The sequence below is a fragment of the Chryseobacterium gregarium DSM 19109 genome, from assembly GCF_000430845.1.
Classification (GTDB): Bacteria; Bacteroidota; Bacteroidia; order Flavobacteriales; family Weeksellaceae; genus Chryseobacterium; species Chryseobacterium gregarium.
This window is the reverse complement of sequence record NZ_AUMU01000022.1, coordinates 1-24414: the sequence shown is the minus strand read 5'-3', so window position 1 is coordinate 24414 and position 24414 is coordinate 1. Positions and strand designations below refer to the sequence as shown.

21 protein-coding genes and 1 tRNA gene are annotated in these 24414 nt (G+C 44.4%); 10 read left to right on the top strand and 12 right to left on the bottom strand.

What is annotated here, in order from left to right:
* Positions 1-51: 51 nt before the first annotated feature.
* Together H561_RS0118975 and ychF are read left to right on the top strand one after the other, a co-directional pair.
* Positions 52-603: a ferritin gene (locus tag H561_RS0118975; RefSeq protein ID WP_027388427.1), complete on the top strand. Its 552-nt coding sequence runs from the start codon at positions 52-54 to the stop codon at positions 601-603.
* Between the two features lie 156 nt (positions 604-759).
* Positions 760-1851, top strand: a complete 1092-nt coding sequence (gene ychF, locus H561_RS0118965; RefSeq protein ID WP_027388425.1) for a redox-regulated ATPase YchF — start codon at positions 760-762, stop codon at positions 1849-1851.
* Positions 1852-1934: 83 nt separating this feature from the next.
* Here the strand turns inward: ychF and H561_RS24065 are convergent, their stop codons facing one another.
* The 3 genes from H561_RS24065 to H561_RS0118950 form a co-directional block, all read right to left on the bottom strand.
* Complete coding sequence (locus H561_RS24065; protein WP_155845860.1) at positions 1935-2105, bottom strand: bacteriocin; 171 nt, start codon at positions 2103-2105, stop codon at positions 1935-1937.
* Between the two features lie 269 nt (positions 2106-2374).
* The gene (locus H561_RS24195) at positions 2375-2536 is read right to left on the bottom strand and encodes a hypothetical protein (protein WP_170207317.1); all 162 of its coding nucleotides are present in this window, start codon (positions 2534-2536) and stop codon (positions 2375-2377) included.
* Positions 2537-2676: 140 nt separating this feature from the next.
* Complete coding sequence (locus tag H561_RS0118950) at positions 2677-2862, bottom strand: bacteriocin (RefSeq protein WP_027388424.1); 186 nt, start codon at positions 2860-2862, stop codon at positions 2677-2679.
* Positions 2863-3059: 197 nt separating this feature from the next.
* Between H561_RS0118950 and H561_RS0118945 the strand changes: the two genes are divergently transcribed.
* The 3 genes from H561_RS0118945 to H561_RS0118935 all read left to right on the top strand — a co-directional run bounded on the left by H561_RS0118945 (position 3060) and on the right by H561_RS0118935 (position 5997).
* Positions 3060-4148: a hypothetical protein gene (locus H561_RS0118945; protein WP_027388423.1), complete on the top strand. Its 1089-nt coding sequence runs from the start codon at positions 3060-3062 to the stop codon at positions 4146-4148.
* Positions 4149-4196: 48 nt separating this feature from the next.
* The gene (locus tag H561_RS0118940) at positions 4197-5144 is read left to right on the top strand and encodes a helix-turn-helix domain-containing protein (protein WP_027388422.1); all 948 of its coding nucleotides are present in this window, start codon (positions 4197-4199) and stop codon (positions 5142-5144) included.
* An 88-nt stretch (positions 5145-5232) separates the two neighbouring features.
* The gene (locus tag H561_RS0118935; RefSeq protein ID WP_027388421.1) at positions 5233-5997 is read left to right on the top strand and encodes an SDR family NAD(P)-dependent oxidoreductase; all 765 of its coding nucleotides are present in this window, start codon (positions 5233-5235) and stop codon (positions 5995-5997) included.
* Positions 5998-6040: 43 nt separating this feature from the next.
* Here the strand turns inward: H561_RS0118935 and H561_RS0118930 are convergent, their stop codons facing one another.
* From H561_RS0118930 to H561_RS0118910, 5 genes are all read right to left on the bottom strand, one after another.
* Entirely contained in the window at positions 6041-7189 is a 1149-nt protein-coding gene (locus tag H561_RS0118930) for a methionine aminotransferase (RefSeq protein WP_027388420.1), read from the bottom strand.
* Between the two features lie 175 nt (positions 7190-7364).
* A complete protein-coding gene (locus tag H561_RS0118925; RefSeq protein WP_027388419.1) occupies positions 7365-9551 on the bottom strand; it encodes a T9SS type A sorting domain-containing protein in 2187 nt (728 codons plus the stop codon).
* Between the two features lie 129 nt (positions 9552-9680).
* On the bottom strand, positions 9681-10973 hold the full coding sequence (locus tag H561_RS0118920) for a T9SS type A sorting domain-containing protein (RefSeq protein ID WP_027388418.1): 1293 nt from the start codon (positions 10971-10973) through the stop codon (positions 9681-9683).
* Positions 10974-11196: 223 nt separating this feature from the next.
* Positions 11197-12360, bottom strand: coding sequence for a T9SS type A sorting domain-containing protein (locus tag H561_RS0118915; protein WP_027388417.1), 1164 nt, complete (start codon positions 12358-12360; stop codon positions 11197-11199).
* 126 nt (positions 12361-12486) lie between these two features.
* Positions 12487-13206, bottom strand: coding sequence for a LytR/AlgR family response regulator transcription factor (locus tag H561_RS0118910; protein WP_027388416.1), 720 nt, complete (start codon positions 13204-13206; stop codon positions 12487-12489).
* Between the two features lie 524 nt (positions 13207-13730).
* On the opposite strand from H561_RS0118910, the gene H561_RS0118900 reads away from it, so the two are divergent.
* From H561_RS0118900 to H561_RS0118880, 4 genes are all read left to right on the top strand, one after another.
* On the top strand, positions 13731-15626 hold the full coding sequence (locus tag H561_RS0118900; RefSeq protein ID WP_034762819.1) for a DNA topoisomerase IV subunit B: 1896 nt from the start codon (positions 13731-13733) through the stop codon (positions 15624-15626).
* A 250-nt stretch (positions 15627-15876) separates the two neighbouring features.
* Positions 15877-18468, top strand: coding sequence for a DNA gyrase/topoisomerase IV subunit A (locus H561_RS0118890; protein WP_155845859.1), 2592 nt, complete (start codon positions 15877-15879; stop codon positions 18466-18468).
* An 11-nt stretch (positions 18469-18479) separates the two neighbouring features.
* Positions 18480-19133, top strand: coding sequence for a rhomboid family intramembrane serine protease (locus H561_RS0118885; protein ID WP_027388413.1), 654 nt, complete (start codon positions 18480-18482; stop codon positions 19131-19133).
* Between the two features lie 10 nt (positions 19134-19143).
* On the top strand, positions 19144-21195 hold the full coding sequence (locus tag H561_RS0118880) for a T9SS type A sorting domain-containing protein (protein WP_027388412.1): 2052 nt from the start codon (positions 19144-19146) through the stop codon (positions 21193-21195).
* 70 nt (positions 21196-21265) lie between these two features.
* Here H561_RS0118880 and prmC read toward each other — a convergent pair whose 3' ends face one another.
* From prmC to H561_RS0118860, 4 genes are read right to left on the bottom strand one after another with little or no spacing between them, the layout of a single operon-like run.
* Positions 21266-22114 carry a peptide chain release factor N(5)-glutamine methyltransferase gene (gene prmC, locus H561_RS0118875; RefSeq protein WP_027388411.1) on the bottom strand — a complete coding sequence of 283 codons (849 nt, stop codon included), beginning with the start codon at positions 22112-22114 and terminating at the stop codon, positions 21266-21268.
* Complete coding sequence (yaaA, locus tag H561_RS0118870) at positions 22115-22873, bottom strand: peroxide stress protein YaaA (protein WP_027388410.1); 759 nt, start codon at positions 22871-22873, stop codon at positions 22115-22117.
* Positions 22874-22877: 4 nt separating this feature from the next.
* Positions 22878-23579: a CPBP family intramembrane glutamic endopeptidase gene (locus H561_RS0118865; protein ID WP_027388409.1), complete on the bottom strand. Its 702-nt coding sequence runs from the start codon at positions 23577-23579 to the stop codon at positions 22878-22880.
* A gap of 42 nt (positions 23580-23621) precedes the next feature.
* Positions 23622-24233: an L-threonylcarbamoyladenylate synthase gene (locus H561_RS0118860; protein ID WP_027388408.1), complete on the bottom strand. Its 612-nt coding sequence runs from the start codon at positions 24231-24233 to the stop codon at positions 23622-23624.
* Between the two features lie 101 nt (positions 24234-24334).
* On the opposite strand from H561_RS0118860, the gene H561_RS0118855 reads away from it, so the two are divergent.
* A tRNA-Met gene (locus tag H561_RS0118855) sits at positions 24335-24407 on the top strand.
* The last annotated feature ends 7 nt before the right edge of the window (positions 24408-24414 follow it).

The following is a 24414-nucleotide window of genomic DNA, read 5'->3' as shown; positions in this document are numbered from 1 at the left end:
CGGAACTGTTTTTGCATCATCAGCATCATAATCATTAAATACGATAAAATTATGAATACCAACAGACTTTCACCCAGGCTCGAACAGGCACTCAGTGACCAGATGAACACCGAAGACTTACAGTCAAGGGTGTATTTTTATTATGGGATCTGGGCTGCTGACAAAGGGTACGGCGGAATTTCAAACTTTCTTTTCCGCCATGCCCAGGAAGAAAGGGACCATGCCGTGAAATTCATGCAATACGTCCTTAACAGAGGCGGAAAACCCAAAATCAAGGAGCTTCCTGCACCCGGAGAAGAACCCACCAGCCTTACCCATTGTTTCGACCTTGTCTTCAAACACGAGGTAGACAATACCACGGCCATCTATAACCTGGTGAACATCGCGTTTGAAGAAAAAGACTGGGCTTCATGGAATTTCCTTCAGTGGTTCGTGAAAGAACAGATCGAAGAGGAAACCTTCGCCATGAACCTGATTGATAAATTGAAAATTGCCGGCGGAGACCGGGCAAGCGACGAATCCCTGTTCAGCCTTGACAAGACGCTGGAGTCTTTGCCGGATGATGCCGAGCAGGCACAGGATGCTACGGGAGCGAATCCCTAGAACGATACACGATATATCATATGCAGTTTCCCAAAAATCTGCCGGCATGCCGGCAGATTTTTTTATTATGAAACTCCCTTTAAAATTACTATCTTTGCACACCTTTATTTTTAACATGCAAGAAGCCGGAAGCCGATTGCTAAAAGCTAAGAAAATATGAAATGTGGAATCGTAGGCTTACCGAATGTAGGTAAATCAACCCTTTTTAACTGCCTGAGCAATGCCAAAGCGCAGTCTGCCAACTATCCTTTCTGTACCATCGAGCCCAACCTCGGGACGGTTTCCGTACCGGATCACCGCCTGTTCGAGCTGGAGAAGATCGTAAAGCCTGAAAGGGTGCTGCCGGCTGTGGTAGAGATCGTTGATATTGCAGGCCTTGTAAAAGGAGCGAGCAAAGGGGAAGGACTGGGGAACCAGTTCCTGGCCAATATCCGGGAGTGCGAAGCGATCATCCATGTATTGAGATGTTTTGACAACGGCAATATCATCCACGTAGAAGGATCCGTAGACCCGATGCGGGACAAGGAGATCATTGATATAGAGCTTCAGCTGAAGGATCTTGAAACGGTTGGAAAGGCTGTTGATAAAGCGAAGAAATTCATCAAATCCGGCAAGAAGGAAGATATTTTAGCGTATGAAACCCTTCAGAGCCTTCAGAAATTCCTGGAGGACGGTAAGAATGCAAGGGAATTTGCGATGGATGATACCACAAGAACTATTATCAGTGACGTTCAGCTGCTGACGAACAAGCCGGTGCTTTACGTGTGCAACGTAGATGAAAACTCCATTAAAAATGGAAACGACTGGATCCCCAGGATTGAGGAAATGGCTAAAAATGAAGGTTCTGAAGTCGTGGTACTGGCGGCACAGATTGAAGCGGATATCAATGAACTGGAAACTTTTGAGGAAAGAGAAATTTTCCTTGATGAACTCGGACTTACAGAACCGGGCGTGAACCGATTGATCAGAAAAGCCTATGACCTGCTGAAGCTTCAGACGTATTTTACGGCCGGGGTGAAGGAAGTAAGAGCCTGGACCATCGGGCAGGGCTGGACCGCTCCGCAGGCTGCGGGAGTGATCCATACGGATTTTGAAAAAGGGTTTATCCGTGCAGAGGTGATCAAATTCGATGATTATATGACCTACGGTTCGGAAGCCAAAATCAAGGAAGCCGGAAAACTGTCCGTAGAAGGAAAAGAATACATCGTGAAGGACGGGGACATCATGCATTTCCGGTTCAACGTATAAGAATATTAAAGTTAGTTATATAAGAAAAGCGCTTCAAAGTATTACTTTGGGGCGCTTTTTAAATTGTTTTAAAATTCCGTTTTCTAAAATTCAATATCCGGAATAGTGGGCTGGCATTGCAGTTCAGCACAGGCGATCGCGTACTTTCTGCATCCTCCTGTGAAAGGGTCAATACATTGTTCTTTCCCTCCTTTAATTGTTCTTAATTCTTTTTTGCTTAGTTTTTTTCCGCTGTTTACATGCTGGTTTTTCATAACGATTGATTTTTAGTGAGTTAGTGAAGACTAAGTTATGAAAATTATTGATATTAAATCACTTTTGTTGGAAATTTAATTCGATTAAGATAAGTGGTATTTAAAGTTTACCCTTAAGGCCGGCATTTTTTGTGTACAGGCCGGGGAGATTTTAGTGCATCATGAATTTCATTGTATGATATCAACCTGTTTATTATAACGGTATCAGGTTATAGAGGTGAAAAAAATACCACCCCGGGTAGGGTGGTATTTTATCTAAAATTTCCTGGTTATGGAATTAATCCGGGACGACAGTCGAATTCTGCACAGCCATTCGAAAATACCCTGCAAGCATTTGTCTTCGGGTCGCGGCACTGCATTAAACCTCCTGTAATGGAGCGAAGCTGTTTTTTGTTTAATTTTTTCCCGTTGTTTACCTGATGGTTTTTCATAACAATTGATTTTTAGTGAGTTAGTGAAGACTAAGTTAATAAAATATTGTGATATAAATCACTTACAGTGGAAATTTATTAAATAAAAAAAGAATACCGTCTGATTCAGACGGTATTTTATGTAAAATACATTCATGTATTTACATAGGTCTGCATATAGATTGCGCGCAGGATTTGGAAATGGTAATACACCCAAATTCATTAAGCGGAGGACATCCGTCAAGAGTCGGACAGCTTCCGCCCAGACAATCCAGTAATCCTCCTGTAATGGAGCGAAGCTGTTTTTTGTTTAATTTTTTACCGTTGTTTAAATTCTGGTTTTTCATAATGATAATTTTATGTATTTGACTGATGCTAATTTAGAAAATAAATGGATATATCTCACCTATTCTGGAAAAATATTTTATAAGGTAAAAAACCCAAGTATATAACCGCTGAAAATAATTTATTACTTAGATCTGGAAAGCTGTCCGCCTTTCCTATTTGGGAGCACTTTTTGTATTGACCAGTCAAACTTTTAATAATGAGAATCTTATATTTTATTACTTTTATTTTATTCTTTTCCTGTTCCAGAAGTATTGAAGACAGGTGTTTTGCCGGTGACCGTGAGCAGACTTTCAAATCATATATAGAGAAAAAGCCATTTACGGTAAAACAAATTCTGGAACATAAGCCCGGTTACCTTGATATTACAGACCTTACAGAATACCGGACCTTCAGGCAGGACAGTACCCGCTTAAAACACCTTTACGATGATGATAGGATAGGAAAGAGATGGTGGGACAATTATCAGGCAGAATACAAGGTATTTACAGAAAGGTTTTCAGACCGTTTTTTATTTTCCCATCAACAGCAGGCGGGAAATGTTATCTATGCCCTGGCAAGGAATGAGCTGGGATTCTGGCTATGCACCATTGAAAATGACCAATCCTATGCGTATTTTCTGGGCTTAAGCTTCAGCCATTACTACATTAATGATCTCCAGCAGGAGCCGATGATAGAAAACGGATTCCTTCAATTGCAGGGAAGCCTCGTGAAAATGGTAAAGGTTCCCGGATTACCCGGATATGACGATTATTCGGCAATAAGCGACGGTAAATTGTTTACAATGAGCCTGGAAAATCTGACAAGGGATTCTGACCATGACGGGTACAATGATATCTTCGAGCAAAGTTTCGGACTGAACCCGGACAGCAAAGATACCGACGGAGACGGCATCAGTGATTTCGATGATCTCAATCCTATGTTTATATCCGGTAAAAATAAATTTACCCAACTTTACGAATTAATGCTCCCCGCGTATGCGGAAACCCCCGGTAATCTAAAGACACTGCATTATACTTTTACTGTCTTTGAAAGCGACTGCGACTATTTCCATCAGGTCAGCCCGGATGCAAGGGTTTTATTTATACCGGAAAGTGACCGGAAGAAAACCGGTTATGTAAAAATGACGGATGTTACAAGAGATGGTATTTCCAAAATTAAAAGAAGTACCCTTGACGAGAACCTATTTTATATTTCAACATCAGGAAGCAGTTTTGAAAATGAGTATTCTGCCGAATACCGGAACGGCAAATGGGTGTTGGAATTAGTGGGAGGCATCGTTATTTAACCGTAAGACACAAGATTTGCGTACCTTTGATTTTTACAAATTTCAATCATGGATAAAACCGCCCATACTTCACATACCTCCCTTGAGGATTTCTACCGGGAAATGACGGGCAAGCTCGGAACGGACCTGGAAAGTATTTTCCCGAAAGGGATGCATAAGGATATCGGGCATTTTAATGTTTTTGATATTGCCCAGACTATTGAGAAAATGAAGATGACTTCTGAAATGCCCTATAACAGAAGGAAATATTACAAGATCAGCCTGATACGGGGGAAGAACAGGGCGGAATATGCAGACAAGACGATCCGGATCCGGCAGAATGCCCTTCTGTTTGCCACACCGAAAGTGCCGTACCACTGGATCCCCGAAGACCCGGAACAGTCGGGCAGTTTCTGTGTCTTTACCGAAGATTTTTTTATCAGGGACAAATCTCACCCTACGCTTGAGGACCTGCCGATCTTCCAGCCCGGAAATATCCCTTTGTTTGAGATTGACGATGCGCTTGCCGATGAAATAGAGCAGCTGTTTACAAAGATTAAAAAAGAAATCACCTCGGATTATCTCTTTAAGTATGACCTGATCCGGAACTATGTGCTGGAACTGGTGCATTACGGCCAGAAGCTGCAGCCGGCCGCAACGCTTTCGGCTTCCAATGATGCTTCTCTACGGGTGGTGTCGTTGTTTATCGAACTGCTGGAGCGGCAGTTCCCTATCGAATCCCCGGATCAGCGGCTGCAGCTGAAGACGGCGAAAGATTATGCAGACCGCCTGGCAGTCCACGTTAATTATTTAAATAAAAAGCTGAAAGAAAGCACGGGAAAAACCACCACGGAGATCATTTCGGAAAGGGTAGTCCAGGAAGCCAAGATCCTGTTGAGGCAGACCCGGTGGACGGTGTCGGAAATTTCCTATGCCCTGGGATTCGAAGAGATTGCCCATTTTTCCAATTTCTTTAAAAAGAAAACATCGATGCCTCCCGTGGAATTCCGTTCGTGATTTGAATTTTGCAAATTTCAGTTTGATTGGAGCAAGCATACCCATCCGGGAAATTCAGAACTTTGCGGTAGTAAAACCAATTAAAAATATGGAAACAAGAACAAAAATCGCATTGATCACCGGCGGCAGCCGCGGGCTGGGCAGGAATGCCGCTATAAAAATCGCGGAAAAAGGCCTTGACGTTATCATTACCTACAGAAGCAACCGGGAAGAAGCAGAGAACACCGTCGGTGAAATCCAGGCTATGGGAAGGAAAGCCATTGCCTACCCGCTGGATACGAGGGATACAGGAAGCTTTGATGCTTTTGTAAAAACCGTCGGCGACCACCTGGAAGAAAATACCGGTAGCAGGAACATCGACTTCCTGGTCAACAATGCGGGAACGGCTTTGTATTCCCCGATTGCCGAAGTGACGGAGAAGCAGCTGGATGATGTGGTGGATATCCACTTTAAAGGCGTATTCTTCCTGACCCAGAAATTCCTGCCTTTTATCAATGAGCACGGCGGGATCATCAATGTGTCTTCCGGCCTGGCAAGGTTCGCCTTACCTGGATCCTCCGTGTACGGCTCGGTGAAAGCCGGGGTCGAGATGCTGACCCGGTATATGGCCAAGGAATTGGGCCCGAAAAAAATCAAAGCGAATGTCGTGGCTCCGGGGGCCATTGAAACGGATTTCGGAGGCGGCAGAACCCGGGATGACGAACAGGTGAACGCCATGGTTGCCGGTGCTACCGCATTGGGAAGAGCCGGTGTCCCGGATGATATCGGGGGCGTGGTAGCCTTCCTGTGCACGGAAGAAGCGCGCTGGATCAACGGACAGCGGATCGAGGCTTCCGGCGGAATGTTCCTTTAAATTAAAAAGGGTGGCTTTGAGAATCTCAGCCACCCTTTTTTATTCAGAGCTTTGACAGGTGTTCGAGTGCTTTCTCCAGCGTTTCTTCCTTTTTGGCAAAACACAGGCGGATCACATGCTCGTTCTTTTTATTCTTATAGAACGAAGAGAAAGGCACGCTGGCTACTTTATGGGTCACCGTCAGTTCCTTGGCGAAGTCAAAATCATTCTTGTCGGAGATCCTGTCATATTTCAAAGCCTGGAAATAGGTCCCCTCGCAGTCCAGCAGTTCAAAAGGCGTATTGGCCAGCCCCCGTCTTAAAAAATCCCTTTTTTCCTGGAAGAACGTATTTAAATACAGGTAATGCTCCGGGTTTTTCATGTATTCCGCCAGGGCCAGCTGGAGGGGGGCATTCACGGAAAATACGTTAAACTGGTGGACTTTCCTGAATTCATCCGTCAGGTTTTTCGGCGCGGCGCAATACCCGATCTTCCAGCCGGTTACATGGAAGAGCTTTCCGAAAGAAGCGACCATCAGGCTCCTTTCCTTCAGGCCAGGGTACCGGCAGATGCTCAGGTGCTGTTTCCCGTCGAACACGATGTTTTCATACACCTCGTCACTGAGGATCAGTATCGAAGTCCCTTTGACGATACCGGTCAGTTCCTGAAGGTCATGCTCTTTTAAAATCCTTCCCGAAGGGTTGTTCGGGTTATTAAGGATGATCATCCTAGTATTTTCACTCACCAGGCCTTTTACGGCGGTCCAGTCGATTTCATATTCCGGGGCTTTCATTTCGAAGCGTTTTACAATGCCCCCGAAAAGCTCCACGGTAGGCTCATAACAGTCATAGGCCGGTTCGAAAATAATGACCTCATCGCCTTTTTTCACCAAAGCGGCGATGGCCGTGAAAATGGCCTGGGTGCCGCCTGCCGTTACGGTAATTTCGGACTCGGGATGGTACACGGCCTGATGGCTGTCTTCAATCTTTCCGGCGATGGCTTCCTTTAAACCCATCATACCGCCCATCGGGGCATACTGATTAAAGCCTTTTCTGATGAAATCCTCTGCGTAGCCCAGCAGCTCAGGGTCCGACATAAAATCCGGAAAGCCCTGGGAAAGGTTAATGGCGTCATGGTCCTGGGCCAGCTGTGTCATCTGGCTGAAAATGGTCGTTCCGACATCGGAAAGCTTGGATAGGGGAAGTTGTATCATTTTTTAAATTTACATCTTTCTAATTTACTTTTTTTACCCTATAAATACCAAAGATTTTTAAGAATATGCAAGGCCTGTTTAACCGGCGTAAAAATTACAGGCTGCCGCCCGGCTGTTCCAGAATAAAAAAGGCTGCACAATAGTCTGTACAGCCTTTTATAAGTCTCCGTAACTGTTATTTCCTGATTATATTGATCATTCTTCTTTCGGAAGGACTGTGGATAAGCAGTCTGTACATACCGCTGCCCAGGTCAGAGATCGTAAGTTTTACAGATTGTTCCCCTGATTTAAACGGTGCTTCATACGTAACGGTCTTCACTTTTTTACCCAGTGTATCAAGAATTTCTATTGTCATAAAGGTATCTGTATTTAAAGTAAACGTAAGAACAGATAGATCTGATGACGGATTAGGCGATAGTGTAGGTTCCTTGCGGAATACGGAGGCTGAGGCCGTGCTTTTTGCAGCCTCTCCTTCATCGGCAGGAAAACCTTCTCCCGGATCCTGCTGGAGATCATTGACCGCTACCATGAAATTGCAGGCAGTCCCATATTCCTCATCAGGGCTGTCTGTGATGTTCTGAGCGGCCACAAAATAAAAATGATCTACGGCCCCTGTATTCTGCGTCAGGACAAATGATAATGATATTGCCCTGTATTCGCCCGGCTGCAGAGAAATGTTTTTTAACCGGGCATTATTGATGTCCATAATCTTCAATTCCCGTTTTTCCCAGTCCAGCACCTCAATCCCTTCTGATTCAAATCCACTTTCTTCCCATCTTGTAAACAGGTTTTCGTCCAGGGTAAGTATGACTTCTCCTGACAAACTGAATGGGAGGGATGATAATTCCCTGACGGAGAAATCATATCTTCTTTCCTCATTGGTGTAATTACTGAAAAAGACGGTTCCTGTACCCCTCTGAAAAACCCCTCCTCCGGATAAATTGATAAAAGTGGAATTCCGGGTTACAATATTATTGTTGTTCCTGACATTATCGCTGAAGCCATAGGAAGGCCCTGTAATACGTTCATCATACATCGGATCATGGGTATCTGCAATCCTTGCCAGAAAACATATCTGCGGATTGGCACCCGGATTCAATCCGAATTCCTCAGGGGCTTTCGGATCCCATAAGGCGTTGATGATATATTCTTCACCGGGATTTAAGGCAGGGATATTAAACCCTCCCGGCGAATAGGTGGTATTTAAAGCCATATAAGCCCCATTCCCTATAAGAGGGATCTGTGCGGCCGGCGTATTATTGGTGGGATAAGCGATTTTGATTTCACCCCCGACCGGAGTGCCGCCCGGCGTGGTCTGTCCGTTCGAATTGACCGATAAGCTCCCGTCCCACGCGCCTGGCCATGGCTCACCGCCGGTTGTACCGACTGTCCAGTATAATCTGGCATGAGAGGGGCTGCTTTTGGAGACCCCGATATTCCTTACCCTAAACCTTAATAAATTATGATGTCCGGGAGCCGCATCTACATTTTCAGCGACCAGGTTGTTGTTGACCGATCCGCCATTGGTAGCCCTGTTCCAGAGGTCATTACTCTGCCATACCTGCCAGTTGGCACCGGGATCATAAGGTTCGGCACCGATATCGGTATTGTTGTCAAAAGCTGCCAGATCGTAGGTCCCGTCACACGGTGAAGAGGTGGAGGCCACCGGGCCGAGAACCAGATCATCAATAAAGACTCCTTCGCTGTACGGTGTTCCTGACGGATATTGAGCTGCCGATGCCGGCTTCATTCGCAGCTGTATCCTGTCATAGGTTCCGGATTCGGCAGCCGTAAGCGTAAAGGAGTTGCCATAACGGTTCCAGGTCTGCGTTCCTGTGTTTCTGGGGATATTAAATTCACTGACCAGCTTTTCCTGGCCGGTACTGTTCTTTATCAGAATCACCTGAAGTGTATTTCTTTTATTGGGGACCTGGTAGGGAAGGTTGGGAAAGCCTACTGCTGCAAGGCATACTTTATAGGTTCCGGGGTTAACCGTTCCGGTAGTAAACTGACCGATTGCCCTGCTGTCATGAATATCCCAGTAATGCTCCAGGTTGATGTATACAGACCTGTTTCCGGCACCTGCCGACATTCCTGCCGGGAACTGTGCAAAGGTACACGCGGGTGCGTTCTGCCTGATATTTCCCGTATTAACCGGATAATTTCCCGGCTCTGCCGGATTAATGCCCGTCCAGTAATCGGCATAGTTCTGGGCAAGATAAAACGGTCCGTTCGCATTGGGGTCACCCGGGTTGCATAAAGCCGGTCCATTTTCAAAACCGGGATTTCTCACAATGTTCTGTCCGTAAGAAATACCCATAACAGCAGATATGAGTAATGAAAAAGTTAAATTGTTTTTCATGGTATAAAGTTTTAATTAGTAACTTAAAATAAAATAAAAACACCGGGTATCGGGATGAAACAGTCAATACAGCCGGCCTTCCCGATATGAAAAATGAGGCCGGCTGTATTGATTGCTATAGGGGATATATTAATATGATATGAGCAGCTTATGGGAACTTGTCCTGCTGCCGTTCCGTACTTCTACAATATAGACTCCAGGGAGTAATTTTTCCGTATTCATACGTACAGTCTGCCGGCCGCTGTTCAGACGTTCTGATTTTTCTGCGGTTGTTTTTCCTGAAGGGCTGACTATGCGTACATGTACCAGTTCTTTTTCAGTAAGGTCGATATTGATGTCTACATGATCTTTTGCAGGATTAGGGTAAAGAACAGGCGACTGGGCATCTGCAGGGTTAAGGGCCAGGGGATCACCCGTATTTTTGTCCACCACAGCTGAACTGATGTCAAACCCTCCGTCTATAACGGTGACCAGGGTGAGTTTTTCATCATCTTTAAGGTCTGCCTGTACAGGCACCGTGGCAGAAAAATCATTTATATTTACCCCATATTGCTGATTGGCGGAAAATTCTTTGATCTGGTCTGAAGCAAAGCCTTCAGAGAAAATTCCGTCATGGGCCGTTCCGCTTTTTGAAATGTTTATCTGGGCAGTGTAAAGTACCTCAGGATAAGTGCCGTTCTGCACTTCTTCTTCATGTTGCCATGCTTCATCATCCGTAATGTTTTCTTTTTCTTTAATGATTACAATTTTAATTTTTGAGAAATAATCTGCTCCGGCCGTAACACTGAGCTTCCCGGTAAGTTTGCTGATCACTAACTGGTTGTCGTCATTAATGTCAATATCACCGGTTATTTCTCCTGATGAAGTCCCCTCATCAACCAGTCCGGCAAGCTTATCAGCATTAAGGTTGAAATTACCTGTTAAGCCTGCTGAGCCTCTTCCTGATGCAGATTGCGTAAGATAAATGCCGCTGGTGAGATGCCGGGCCTGGGCATAGGCATAATAAGACTGAGGATTATTGTAAAGCAGGTAACAGCCGCTGAAAACCCTGTCATATACAGTTCCGCTTTTGCTGCAGGTAGCCGTCTGAGGACGTGAGCATCCCTTGCTTTCATTATTGCAGTTAGCGGACCAGCTCCCTATATTGGCATTTCCCACGTATTGCCCGATACAGTTATATCCCGTCTGATATTTTGTATAACTTAAGACGGAGGTCTGTGCTGAAGCCACAAATTTTCTATGAAAGAAGCCCCCGCACCATTTTCTGGTAACCGTGGAAGCATGGGCCGAAATTTCTGTATGAGCCAGCAGTCCGATCAGGACGGTTAACATAAGCTTTTGAGCCTTTACTAATTGTAATGTTTTCTGAAGCATCATCACCGGAAATGAATGAACGCTTTTTGAGTGTAAAAGAGTTTTCATGGTTAAAGATTTTAGTTTTGGTGTTTACAATATTCTGAATATTCACATGATACTGCTGAATATTGTCTTTTATAAAGGTAACATGTGCCTATATACAATGCTACTATGAACCAGCAAGTGTGGGATTCCCGTGATTATATGTAAATAAAGAGGCAGTATCTGTTGTTGTATCCGAAAAAAACCATCCGTATGGGATGGTTTAAAAGTTATTTTTTTATTGGGTCTAATCCTGGATCAGCATTTTTTTGCTGTCAATGTTTTTCCCGCCGATGCTCATGTGGTAAAGGTAGGCACCTCCCTGTAAGCCGGTAATCTGGATGCTTCCGTTTCCCTTTTCTTTCAGGGCAACGGTTTTTACAAGCTGGCCTGAAATATTGTAGATTGAAACCGATGCATCCCCTGATTCTTTAGGCAGGTAATATTTGATACTGGTTTCCCCCCTGGCCGGATTGGGTGCATTCTGGTATAATCTGGCCTCACCGGAACCTGAACTCAGGTCGACGTTTAGCTTATTTTGTTTTAATAGTTCCTTAAGCTCCCTGATTTCATTTTTAAGCGCATCGATCTGGTCCTGAAGACCCGCTTCGTCCTGGCCTGCCATTTTGGTGATGGTGCTGCTGGCTACCATCACATTCCCGTTGGCATCCACCACCAAAGCCCTGCCGCTTCCGTTAGGCAGGTTTTGCAGCCTTACCGTCCCTACCGTATGGAAATTGGCTGTAGGGGCCGTTGTCCGGATGCCTACCTGCTGGTCCTTGATGAGCATGGTCGGAGTGGTGGAAAGCCCGAACATCATGGAGTAAGGGATATTGTTCGTCAGTTTTGATCCCCCGCCGGTTCCGGAACCGAATACAAAGGACCGGTTTCCTGTGGCCACCAGGTCTATGCCAAGCCCGGCTGAATACGCAGATTTCAGTTCCACGCCTACCCCGATGGCGAACTGGTTGGCATCCATAATGGTATTTACCCAGCCCAGCGCAACGGATTTTCCGGCCTGGTTGATGATGCGGTTCCCCTGGCCGGCCACAATATTGGCCCCTCCGGCATCCGCCAGGTCGTTCTGCCATCCGCTTACCAAGGAGCTTCCTGCATTGGCTCCGAGCACATTGGCTATACCCGCCACCAGGCTTCCTTTGGTTTTTGCGGTATTGGTATTGTTGTCTCCGTCAACAATAAAACTCCCGGCTTCATTGAGAATGGCCTGCCCCGGAACTGCAGACGCTCCGTTGGTCCTTAAATAAAAAGCAGTAGGGCCCGTAGTGCCGGCATAGCTGGCTGACGTAGTGCCGGCATTCCCGGTGGTCAGCCATTGGGCGTTTACGGCTCCTGTTGAGAAAATCATCGCTGCTGCGATCACACTTTTCATGTTGCATAGACTTTTTTTCATAATGGTAATATTTGATATTTGATTGTGGTCAAAAGTATCAAAGTATTATACATCAGCCTATCTCAAGTGATTAAGTGTTCCGAAGAATTGAGCAGGTGTCAGGTTTTTTCAAGCAGGTGTGATATATTATGCAATGGCGTGCAGGAATTCATGTTTCCTGCGTATGGATACATCCAGAACGGAATTGTCTGCCATGATCACCTGTCCGCCTTTTCCTTTGATGTATTCTTTCAGGTGCTCCAGGTTGATCAGGTGCTTATGGTGGATCCTGAAAAAATTGTATTCCGAGAGGTGTTTCTCGAAATCATACAGTGTTTTGGAAACGATGACTTTGGATTTATCCGACAGATAAATAAAGGTATAATTGGAGTCGGCCTCGCAGCGGATGATCTCGTCAATATTTACCCTTTTGAAGCCCTGGAGGGTAGGCAGGTTGATTTTATTGTGAAGGGCACTGCCCTGAACAGAAGCCCTCTGCTTCTTCAGGTGTTCCACTGCCTTATTAACGGCAATCACAAAATCAAGGTTTTTCACAGGCTTGATCAGGTAATCGGTAACGCCTCTTTTAATAGCCTGGATAGCGGCTATTTCAGAATCGGTAATGAAGATGACGGCGGAAAGGCTTTCCCTGAATCTGGACAGCATTTCGACTGCTGTTTTATCTGCCTGCAGGAGATCGACAAATAAGAGGTCCGGGGAATTTTTGCAGAGGTAATCGTAAGCGTGCTGAAGGCTGCCTGTACGGAAATCAATTTCAAATTCCGGAAACTCGTCTTTCAGCAGCAGGGCAATGGATTCGCCGTTGTTTTGCTCATCAATAATGCAAACATGTAGAGTATTTTTCATGGTGGTCTGGTTTGTTGTTTTATATCAAGTTTAGTCGTCTTAACCCATGATCAATTGTGTTTTTTTTCTGAGAGCGGCCCGGAATAACCCGGCTGGATTTTTGTTTTCCCCTGCATTATCTTTTTCACCCGGTATTGAATAATGTAAATATAGTCTTTCGCTGATCATTATGCAATACTTTATGATAAAGCTGTTTAAACTTTAAATTTAACTTTACATTGAGAATCCGGCCTGTTCAAAAAGTGAAAAACAGTATCATTGTTTTGGAGCCTGTTCAAAGGGTATACGCTTACGTTTCATTACCGTAAATTTTAAGCGTTTACAGAAGGGCACTTGAGTTTTGAAAATCTTTGATTTTCATCTCAATTGAACTTAAATAACCGGATTCAGCAGAAACTTAAAATAACTTAAGTGTTTTTTAAATAAGTTTAAAACAGGCTTGATAAATATCGGTAAAAAATGAATCAAAGTTCTCGGATAATTTTCTACAATTCCGTACTTTTGTATGTTTGCTGAAATAACCTATGTCACAAGAAACAAATCCAATTTATTCCGAAGATAATATCAGAACCCTGGACTGGCAGGAACACATCCGCCTCCGCCCCGGCATGTACATCGGGAAGCTGGGAGACGGCTCTTCCGCCGATGACGGGATCTACATTCTGCTGAAGGAAATCCTGGACAACTCCATCGATGAGTTCAGGATGAAATCCGGTAAGAGAATTGAAATAAAATTAGATGACGGAAAAGTCACGATCCGCGACTTCGGGCGGGGGATCCCGCTCGGAAAGGTAGTGGATGCCGTCTCCAAAATGAATACCGGAGGGAAGTACGACAGTAAAGCCTTCAAAAAATCGGTGGGCCTTAACGGGGTAGGGACCAAGGCGGTCAACGCTCTGTCCGAATATTTCCGGGTACGGTCTTTCCGGGAAGGGAAAATGAAAATCGCCGAATTTTCCCGTGGCCTGATCACGGAAAACTTTGAGGAGAAAGATACCTCGGACCGGAACGGCACCGAAATTTCCTTCGTTCCCGACGGGGATATTTTCCTTAATTTCAAATACCGGAAAGAATACATCGGGAGGATGCTGCGCAACTATGCGTATCTGAACCCGGGGCTGAAAATATTCTTCAACGGGGAAACATTCTATTCCGAAAACGGCCTTAAGGATTTACTGGATGAAGAGCTGGAAAGCGAAACGCTGTATCCCATTGTTCATTTAAGGGACAACGATATAGAAGTCGCCATCACGCATACGGATAAGTCCCAGACGGAAACCTATTTCTCATTCGTCAACGGGCAGAATACCACACAGGGCGGTACGCACCTGAATGCGTTCCGGGAAGCGTATGTGAAAACCATCCGTGAGTTTTTCAATAAGAATTTTGATGCGTCCGATGTCAGGAAATCGATTGTGGCGGCCATCTCCATCAATGTGGAGGAGCCGGTCTTCGAGTCCCAGACCAAGACGAAATTAGGATCAAATGATATGGGCCCCAACGGGCCGACGGTAAGGATCTTCATCATCGACTTCCTCAAAAGCAAGCTGGATAATTTCCTGCATAAAAATCCGGAGGTGGCGGAAGCGATCCAGAGAAAAATCATGATCTCGGAGCGCGAAAGGAAAGAACTTTCCGGCATCCAGAAGCTGGCCAGGGAAAGGGCTAAAAAGGTTTCGCTCCACAATAAAAAGCTCCGCGACTGCAGGCAGCATTACAACGACCAGAAAAACGAAAGGAAAGGGGAGACGCAGATCTTCATCACCGAGGGAGATTCCGCTTCCGGATCGATTACGAAATCCAGGGACGTGGAAACCCAGGCCGTATTTTCCCTAAAAGGTAAGCCGCTGAACTGTTATGGCTTAACCAAGAAAGTGGTATACGAGAATGAGGAATTCAACCTTCTTCAGGCGGCTCTGAACATTGAAGAAAGCCTGGAAGACTTACGGTACAACCAGGTGATTATCGCGACGGATGCGGATGTCGACGGGATGCACATCCGATTGCTGATGATTACCTTCTTCCTGCAGTTTTTCCCGGACCTGATCAAAAACGGGCACCTGTATATTCTTCAGACCCCTTTATTCAGGGTCAGGAATAAAAAAGAGACCCGGTACTGCTATTCTGAGCAGGAAAGGATCAAAGCACTGAATGAACTGGGGAAAAACCCGGAAATTACGCGTTTCAAAGGCTTGGGAGAGATCTCGCCTGACGAATTCAAGCATTTCATCGGGAAAGACATCCGCCTGGAGCCGGTCGTGGCAGGAAAAGACCAGACGATCGAACAGCTGCTGGAATTCTATATGGGCAAGAATACGCCCGACAGGCAGGCCTTCATCCTTGAAAACCTCGTGGTGGAAGACCCGGATATCAATAAGAAAGAGATATTGAGTGAGGTTGCCGATGAAATGGTTTCATAACAAACAGCCTGTAAATAGGAAATAAACCAATGCCAAATGGTGGAGCGGCGGCTGGTCTCAGGAAAGGACAGGAACATCATAGCTTCTGAAAAACGGGATTACCGATATTTTGTAAAAAAAATTTATACCGTTCCATCCGGAAAAAAGATAAGAGATGAGTTGCCTGTCTTACCGCAAAAGAAAATAAATAATTAAAATTCTCATTGCATCAAGTGATAAAAGCCGATAACGAGAAAAGAGTTAATAATAAATGATGACAGAAGAAAATCCGCATGAAGGTGAAAGCTTAAAGAAAGTTTCCGGACTGTACAGAGACTGGTTCCTGGATTATGCTTCTTATGTAATTTTAGACAGGGCCATTCCGTCAGTATACGACGGGTTCAAGCCTGTTCAGCGAAGAATCATGCATTCCATGCGCGAGCTGGAAGACGGACGTTACAATAAAGTGGCCAACATTGTGGGGAATACCATGAAATACCACCCGCACGGTGATGCTTCCATTACCGATGCGATGGTAGGCATCGGCCAGAGAGAGCTGCTGATCGATACCCAGGGAAACTGGGGAAATGTCTATACCGGGGATTCCGCAGCAGCGGCAAGGTATATTGAAGCCCGGCTGACCCCTTTTGCCCTGGAAGTGGTATTCAACCCCAAAACGACGGAGTGGGCGAAATCTTACGACGGAAGAAACAATGAACCGATCGATCTTCCGGTAAAATTCCCGCTGCTGCTTGCACAGGGGGTTGAAGGCATCGGGGTGGGGCTTTCCACCAAGATCCTTCCGCATAACTTCAATGAACTGATCAGTGCTTCCATAGCCCATTTAAAAGGGAAAAAGTTCGAGCTGTTCCCTGATTTCCTGACGGCAGGCTACCTGGATGTTTCTGAATACAACGACGGCCACCGGGGCGGAAAAGTGAGGGCCCGGGCAAAGATTTCGCCGCTGGACAAGCATACGCTGATCATTACGGAGCTTCCGTTTTCCAAAACGACCAGCGACCTGATCGATTCTGTCCTGAAGGCCAATGAAAAAGGCAAGATCAAGATCAAAAAAATTGAAGATAACACTTCGGATAAGGTAGAAATCCTGATCCACCTTCACAATGATGTCTCGCCGGACAAGACGATTGATGCATTATACGCCTTTACCGACTGCCAGGTAACGATTTCACCGAACGCCTGTGTGATCGTAGGCGACAAGCCGATGTTCCTGAACGTATCCGAGATTTTAAGGATGAATACGGAACATACGGTATCCCTGCTTAAAAAAGAACTCGAGATCGAGCTTCATGAATTACAGGAAAACTGGCATTTCTCTTCCCTGGAAAGGATTTTCATTGAAAACAGGATTTACCACGATATTGAAGAAGTAAAAACCTGGGAAGAGGTCCTGAAGACCATTGACAAAGGCCTTAAGCCCCACACCAAGCATCTTCTGAGGGCCGTAACGGAAGAGGATATCCTGAGACTGACCGAGATCAGGATCAAAAGGATTTCAAGGTTCGACCTTGATAAGTTCAAAGAAAATATCGCCGCCCTTGAAGGCAAAATAGAACAGGTAAAGCATCATCTGGGCCATCTGATCCAGTATGCCATTGACTATTACCTGAACATCCAGAAAAAATACGGAAAGGACAGGCAGCGAAAGACCGAGCTCAGGATCTTTGATACCATTGACGCCTCAAAAGTGGCCGTGGCCAATGAAAAATTTTATGCCAATTTCGAGGAAGGCTTTATCGGGACCTCCCTGAAAAAAGACCAGTATCTGTTCGACTGTTCGGATATTGATGATATCATTACGTTCAGGAAAGACGGAAGCATGAAGGTGGTGAAAGTTGAAGCCAAGACCTTCATCGGAAAAGACCTCCTGCACGTCGCCATCTGGAAGAAAAATGATAAACGCACGGTCTATAACATGATCTACCGCGAAGGCCGGGACGGGCCTTATTATATGAAGCGGTTTTTTGTAACCGGCGTTACCCGGAATACGGATTATCCTTTAGCTTCGGATAAAAAAGGCTCGGAAATGCTGTATTTTTCTGCCAATCCGAACGGCGAAGCAGAGACGGTAAGCGTACTCCTGAAGCCCAACCCGAGGATCAGAAAAAACAAGATGGACCTCGACTTTTCCGAACTGGCGATCAAAGGCCGCGATACGAAAGGGAACCTGGTCACCAAATTCTCGGTCAAAAAAGTAGACCTGAAAGAAGAGGGCGTTTCTACGCTGGCACCGAGGAAGATCTGGTTTGACGATACGGTGCGCAGGCTGAATGCCGACGGCAGGGGCGCTCTGCTGGGAAGCTTCAAAGGCGATGACAAGATCCTAACCATCAATACGAACGGCGAGGCGAAACTGATTTCATTCGATCTCGGCAACCGTTTTGATGACCAGTACCTGGTGCTCGAAAAATGGCGCCCGAACCAGCCCGTGACCTGCATTTATTTCGACGGTGAAAAAGATATTTATTTCATCAAAAGGTTCCTGCTGGAAAACACTCCGAACATCCAGACCTTTATGCCTTCGGAGCATCCGAAATCATTTATTGAAACGATCATTGTTTCAAACGGGTCAACCGCCGAAATTATTTTTGCCAAAGACAAAGGCAAGGAACGTGAGCCGGAAACCGTGAATATTGATGAGTTTATTGCCGTAAAAGGGATTAAAGCCATCGGAAACCAGTTTACCAAGTTCAAGGTGAAATCCATCAATTTCACCATTCCTGAACCGGAAGAAGAGGAGCCGGAAACCTATGAAGAACCGGAACGCCCGGAAACAGATGATGACGGCGGCACGATCGGGGACCTGTTCCGGAGTGATCGTGATGATGCCGCAGAAAATTAATTATTGGAACTATGAATATTTTAATACTGATTATAGTAATTACCGCAATTATAAGCTTTGCTGCGCCTAACGGAAGCAGTAATTTTGAAAAATACAAATTCAGCGTAGGGGCCATCAGGAACCGGAAGGAATACATCCGTCTGCTTTCTGCAGGATTCCTTCATGCGGACCTTATGCACCTGGTGTTTAATATGTTGACCCTGTATTTTTTCGGCCCGGTTATTATCCAGGGGTTCGGAAACATAGGGTTCCTGATTATTTACTTCGGATCGATTTTACTGGGAAATATCTTTTCCCTGTTTATTTACCAGAACCAGCCCTGGTATTCTGCCATCGGGGCCAGCGGAGGGGTTTCAGGCATTCTGTTTGCCGCCATTGCCATGACGCCGGGTATCGGGATTTATATGTTTTTCATCCCGATCCCGATTCCGGGCTATATTTTCGGTCTGGTGTATTTCGCCTATTCGGTCTACATGATGCTGAACCCGAGGCAGCACGACAATATCGGGCATGCCGCGCATTTGGGAGGCGCGTTTTTCGGACTGGTCTATGCGGTTCTGACCCAGCCCCAGGCGGCCATCGCCAACTCTTTGTATATCGGGATTATGGCGCTGCCGCTGATTTATTTGAGTTATGAAATCTTTGTAAGGAAAAGAATCAATTAGTAAATTTTATATGAGACATTTTATTTATGCCTTTTTGCTGATTTTTAGTCATTATCTTTCAGCACAAAATGCATTTACCTTAGTTACTCCAAAACCTTCAGAAAAAAATGCGACCAAAATTGCCTTTTCAAATGATAATACGGGATTTATAATCAACAACAACAGAGAGTTGCTTTTTACGAGTGACAAAGGGGTAAGCTGGAATGTTAAGCAGGTGCTTAATTTCCTGCCCCGAGATATCAAGTTCAGAAATAATATAGGATTTATTGTTGGTGATAACACTATTCTTCGTTCTACAGATTATGGAACCACATGGAATTCGGTAGCCAGTTATGGCAGCAGTTTAAATTCTATTAATTTTATTGATAACACGACTGTTTACATTTCCGGACAGACACAGATTTTAAAATCAACTGACGGCGGAGCTACCTTTCCTGAATATAAAATTATGAGCGGAATGTCTGCATCCATCTCCGTTTTTACCGATGCAAATACGGCAGTGGTTGCCTGCTATGACGGAAGAATCAGGAGAACAGCTGACGGAGGGCAGACTTGGACCACGAATTACTCTGATTTCAGTTCTGCCAATACTTTATATTCATTGGTATTTCCTTCACAGAATATAGGATATGCCAATAAAGGATTCGGAGATATGCTTAAGACTACAGACGGGGGACAGACCTGGACGGCAATGAGCTATGCAACCTATCATACGGCGACTTACGGAATGCAGTTTTTTGACGATAATAACGGGATTGTTGTAGGAGAAAGCGGTGCTGTCTACAAAACAACAAACGGTGGTACTTCTTGGCAGTGGATGAGCCCGACTTCACCTTATTACTCTAATAACGATTACAATTTAAACTCATTACACTTCTTTAACAGCCAGATAGGAATTTGCGTTGGTGAAAACGGAAGAATTATTAAAACTGAAAACGGCGGAACCAACTGGGTAAACTATTCTCCGACCTATGATGTGATCAATGAACTTCATTTTATAGATACGAATAATGCTTATTTTAAAACCAACCTCGGAGAACTTTTTAAAACACAGGATGCCGGAAACAATTTTGTAAAGGTACAGTATCCTCCGCATCAGTCTTACAGCAACGGATTTGTTTTTCTCAATCAAAATGTAGGATATTCTTTCGGTGCCAATCAGGGAGTAGTCTATAAAACAACCGACGGGGCAGTAACCTGGACACCAAGCATCCTTATTCCGTATGAATCATTATACGGATTCAGTTTTTTAAATGAAAATGCAGGCTTCGTGAGCGGTGGCTACAGCAGTTCTTACAAAGGACTATACAAAACAGCAGACGGTGCGATATCGTGGCAGAAAATATCAGATGAAGTATTTTCTTTCCTGAAATTTTTTAACAGTAATGTTGGGTATGGCGTAAGATCCGGAACTTTCGGTAAACTTTTTAAAACGACAGATGGAGGCCTTACATGGAATCAATGCTTTGACAGCAACTCATCAGATATCCATTTTGACTTTCTTGATGAAAATACAATATTTTTAAAGGGCAATAACGGAGATTTTTTTACTTCCTATAATGGCGGAGCTACCTGGACACAATCTTCAGCGCCTTACTATTCTTTTGATAAAGTGAAATTTATTAATGCAACAACAGGCTTTATTGCGGATGACAGGATGGTATATAAAACAACTGATGCAGGCATGACCTGGAGCCTGATTTTAGACAATAATTATGATTATGATCTTATGACATTGGAATTTTCCGGTGATTATCTGTATATTTCCGGAAACGGAGGGAAAATTTTTAAATATTCCCTGGCTTATCTTGCTGCGGTAAACGAATCTAAGCCACAAGGAATATCTGCAAAGATCTATCCTAACCCGGCGACAGATTTGGTAAATATTGTTTCCGTAAAAGAAATTTCAGAAATTAAATTCATTGATATTTCCGGTAAAATTTTAAAGACGGCAAAACATAAACAACAATTAAATATTTCAGAATTTCAGTCGGGAATTTATTTTATGGAAATCATTTATTCTGACAGTACAAAGCAGATTTCAAAAATAATCAAGAAGTAATAGGTAACTATTACATATTAATCATAAATCCCAATGGAGAAAACCATTGGGATTTTTATGGGGTTTGTTTTTATCTTTTAACAAAAATAAACCGGTCGTTTCCGGATAAATCCTTGATTAAAACGGCTTCCGCGAGATGACTGTACAGTTCCAGGGTTTCAGGGCCCAGCTTCTGATTGATTTCTAAAAACAGCATCCCGTTTTCATTGAGGTGCTTTTCAGCATCTTCCGCTATCTTCCTGTAAAAAATAAGGGCATCTGAAGTAGGGGAGAAAAGGGCCATTTCCGGTTCAAAACCTTTTACGGAATCTTCAATTTCCACTTCCTCTTCGATTCCGATATAGGGCGGATTTGAAATGATGACATCATAGTTTTCATTCAGGGCATAATTAAGGTAATCAGCATGAATAAAACTGACATCCAGTTGATGGAAACCTGCATTTCTCCTGGCTGTTTCCAGGGCATTTTCAGAAAAATCGACAGAGGTTACTTCCGCTTTTGGAAAGTGTTTTTTTAATACCAGAGGAATCACTCCGCTGCCCGTTCCGATATCGAGGATTTTTAAATTTTCCCTCCATGATGTTGAACTGTTGATTTTCTTGATCGCCAGTTCCAGCAGTTCCTCAGTTTCAGGCCTTGGGATGAGTACATGTTCGTTTACGAAGAATGTCATGCCATAGAACTCGGTTTCACCCAGAATGTACTGGTACGGTTTGCCGGTTTTCAGTTCTGAGATTACGTCCAAAAGCTTTTCTTCATCATCTTTCAATAAGGCCTGGCCGGAAAATCTTCTTTGGTAAAAGGCATTAAGCCCAACGATTTTTCCGATAAAAACAGAACATAAAAAAGCACTTTCCGAATCTGTATACACGTCCGAAAGCGCTTCCCTGAAATATTTTTTAAAGTCTCCTACTGTCATCTATCTTGTAAAAACCAGTTTTGTATCCGTTGATTTTTCCTCGTCAATCCTGTAGCCTTCGTAATTGAATGCCTTTACGTCATTCAGGGTCCGGGCATCGGTTTCCGCACAGAATCGTGCTACCATGCCCCGGGCATGTTTGGTGTAGACCACAATGGTTTTGAGTTTCCCTTCCTTCAGTTCATAAAACTCAAAGTCGATGATCTGATGGCTGATTTTTTTGCGGTCAATGGCTTTAAAATATTCCTGGCTCGCCACATTCAGGACCAGCTCATTTTTTTTCAGTTCGGAATTGAGCTGCGCCGTTATTTTCTCCCTCCAGAATTCATACAGATTGCGGTATTCATCGAACTGGAAAGGACGTCCCATTTCCAGGCGGTAGAGCATGACTTTGTCAGAAGGCCTTAAAAGGCCGTACAGCCCGGAAAGGATCCTGTGGTTTTTCTGCAGGTAATCTACAGCACTTTTATCCAGTGTTTTGGCATCCAAGCCCCTGTATACTTCTCCCGTAAAGGCATACAGGGCGGGAGCCGATTCTTTTGCCGTGGGCTTAGCGTTCCATTTCCGGTTCCTTTCCCAGTTTTCATCCGCCAGTTTCGATGAAATTTCCATCAGTTCGGAAAGGTATTTCGGGGATTTTTCTTTCAGATAGGAATGTATGTAGGCTGCGTCGTCAATGAATTTAGGCGTGGTGGCCTTCAACAGGTCCGTTGAATTCCCGGTGTTCATTAATTTGGCAGGGGATGTTATTATTTTCATAAGGTTACAATGCAGATAAATGTTTAATGTTAATAAAATTCATGGTCACCAGTGATACGAAGTCATACATGAAATGGCAGGCCATCAGGATTTTAATATTTGAATACCGTTTGTAAAAAACGGCGAAAACGACTCCGATGAAAAAAGGGACCAAAACCTGGCCGAAAGTTCCGTACGTGCTGTGAAGAATTCCGAATAAAACGGCGGGAATGATAATCCCGACGTATGGGTTGCGGTATATTTTCTCCATCCTGGGCTGCATATAGCCCCGCATCAGGAGCTCTTCCACAACACCGGCCGTAAGGCATGTCAGTATAATTAAAGGATAGTTTCCTTTAAAAATTAAAGCCAGGCGGACAAGCTGGCCGCTGGTTTTTTCATGGGTTGAAATTTTCACCAGGACATTAACGAAAACGCCTCCGAATAAACAGATAAAGTACAGGCTGATCACTGCTCCGGTATAAAAAAGAACGGAATAAGGTTTTTCCTTCCAAAGCAGGAAACGATGTTTCTCAATGAAATGACTGTACAGAAAGACCAATATGGCCACGAACCACAGCATCATCCTTGAATAAAGAAACTTTTCCGAGGTCAGCCCTGCCGTCCCCGTTACCGTATTCAGAAAAGGAAAACTGTACAGCATGGCTGAAGCCAGCAGCACGAAAGTAAGCAGAATGCCTGAGGCATATTTCCCGTTAACACTCATAAATCAATAAACCCCGGTTATTTTCAGGCTTTGCCCCCCAAGTTAAATATCGCCTTTCCCCTGTCTTATAATTTCAGGTTCCCCGGAAGTAAGGTCCACAATGGTTGATGCCATATTATCCCCATACCCGGAATCAATAACGATATCTACCAGATGGTCATACTTTTCCGCAATCAGTTCGGGATCTGTGGAATATTCAATGATTTCATCATCATCCTTAATGGAGGTTGAGGCAATCGGGTGCCCTAATTTCTCTACGATCATCTGGGGAATAGAATGGTCCGGAACCCGGATCCCGATGGTCTTGTGGTTTTTATAGGCCAGCGGTAAACTTTTGTTGGCTTCAAGGATAAAGGTAAAAGGCCCCGGCAGGTGGCTTTTTAAAAACCTGAAAACGGAAGTATTGATCGGTCTTGTAAAATCCGACAGATGGCTGAGATCATTACAGATAATGGAGAACTGCGCCTTCTCCAGCTTAAGTTTTTTGATCTGGGCCAGCTTTTCCATTGCTTTTATATCAAAAATATTACAGCCCAATGCATACACCGTATCGGAAGGATAGATGATCAGCCCGCCGTTGTTTAATGTTTTAACCACCTCATCAATAAGGTTTTCCCGTGGATTTTCAGGATATATTTTCAATATTTTTGCCATACCCCAAAGATACGAATATTAAAATAATTTTCATAAAAGTGCGTAATAGTAAAGAAAAATTAGGATTTTAAAAATATTGCCGTATATTTGCAATCCAATATCGCGGGATGGAGCAGTAGGTAGCTCGTCGGGCTCATAACCCGAAGGTCATCGGTTCGAGTCCGGTTCCCGCTACTAAGTT

Coding starts and splice junctions, on each gene's coding strand:
- H561_RS24065 (WP_155845860.1), bottom strand. CDS start 2,105: ATGAAAAACCAGCATGTAAACAGCGGAAAAAAACTAAGCAAAAAAGAA.
- H561_RS0118950 (WP_027388424.1), bottom strand. CDS start 2,862: ATGAAAAACCAGAATTTAAACAACGGTAAAAAATTAAACAAAAAACAG.
- H561_RS0118940 (WP_027388422.1), top strand. CDS start 4,197: ATGGATAAAACCGCCCATACTTCACATACCTCCCTTGAGGATTTCTAC.
- H561_RS0118885 (WP_027388413.1), top strand. CDS start 18,480: ATGAATATTTTAATACTGATTATAGTAATTACCGCAATTATAAGCTTT.
- H561_RS0118935 (WP_027388421.1), top strand. CDS start 5,233: ATGGAAACAAGAACAAAAATCGCATTGATCACCGGCGGCAGCCGCGGG.
- H561_RS0118945 (WP_027388423.1), top strand. CDS start 3,060: ATGAGAATCTTATATTTTATTACTTTTATTTTATTCTTTTCCTGTTCC.
- H561_RS0118890 (WP_155845859.1), top strand. CDS start 15,877: ATGATGACAGAAGAAAATCCGCATGAAGGTGAAAGCTTAAAGAAAGTT.
- H561_RS0118925 (WP_027388419.1), bottom strand. CDS start 9,551: ATGAAAAACAATTTAACTTTTTCATTACTCATATCTGCTGTTATGGGT.
- H561_RS0118860 (WP_027388408.1), bottom strand. CDS start 24,233: ATGGCAAAAATATTGAAAATATATCCTGAAAATCCACGGGAAAACCTT.
- H561_RS0118920 (WP_027388418.1), bottom strand. CDS start 10,973: ATGAAAACTCTTTTACACTCAAAAAGCGTTCATTCATTTCCGGTGATG.
- yaaA (WP_027388410.1), bottom strand. CDS start 22,873: ATGAAAATAATAACATCCCCTGCCAAATTAATGAACACCGGGAATTCA.
- H561_RS0118930 (WP_027388420.1), bottom strand. CDS start 7,189: ATGATACAACTTCCCCTATCCAAGCTTTCCGATGTCGGAACGACCATT.
- prmC (WP_027388411.1), bottom strand. CDS start 22,114: ATGACAGTAGGAGACTTTAAAAAATATTTCAGGGAAGCGCTTTCGGAC.
- H561_RS0118910 (WP_027388416.1), bottom strand. CDS start 13,206: ATGAAAAATACTCTACATGTTTGCATTATTGATGAGCAAAACAACGGC.
- H561_RS0118915 (WP_027388417.1), bottom strand. CDS start 12,360: ATGAAAAAAAGTCTATGCAACATGAAAAGTGTGATCGCAGCAGCGATG.
- ychF (WP_027388425.1), top strand. CDS start 760: ATGAAATGTGGAATCGTAGGCTTACCGAATGTAGGTAAATCAACCCTT.
- H561_RS0118880 (WP_027388412.1), top strand. CDS start 19,144: ATGAGACATTTTATTTATGCCTTTTTGCTGATTTTTAGTCATTATCTT.
- H561_RS0118975 (WP_027388427.1), top strand. CDS start 52: ATGAATACCAACAGACTTTCACCCAGGCTCGAACAGGCACTCAGTGAC.
- H561_RS0118865 (WP_027388409.1), bottom strand. CDS start 23,579: ATGAGTGTTAACGGGAAATATGCCTCAGGCATTCTGCTTACTTTCGTG.
- H561_RS24195 (WP_170207317.1), bottom strand. CDS start 2,536: ATGAAAAACCATCAGGTAAACAACGGGAAAAAATTAAACAAAAAACAG.
- H561_RS0118900 (WP_034762819.1), top strand. CDS start 13,731: ATGTCACAAGAAACAAATCCAATTTATTCCGAAGATAATATCAGAACC.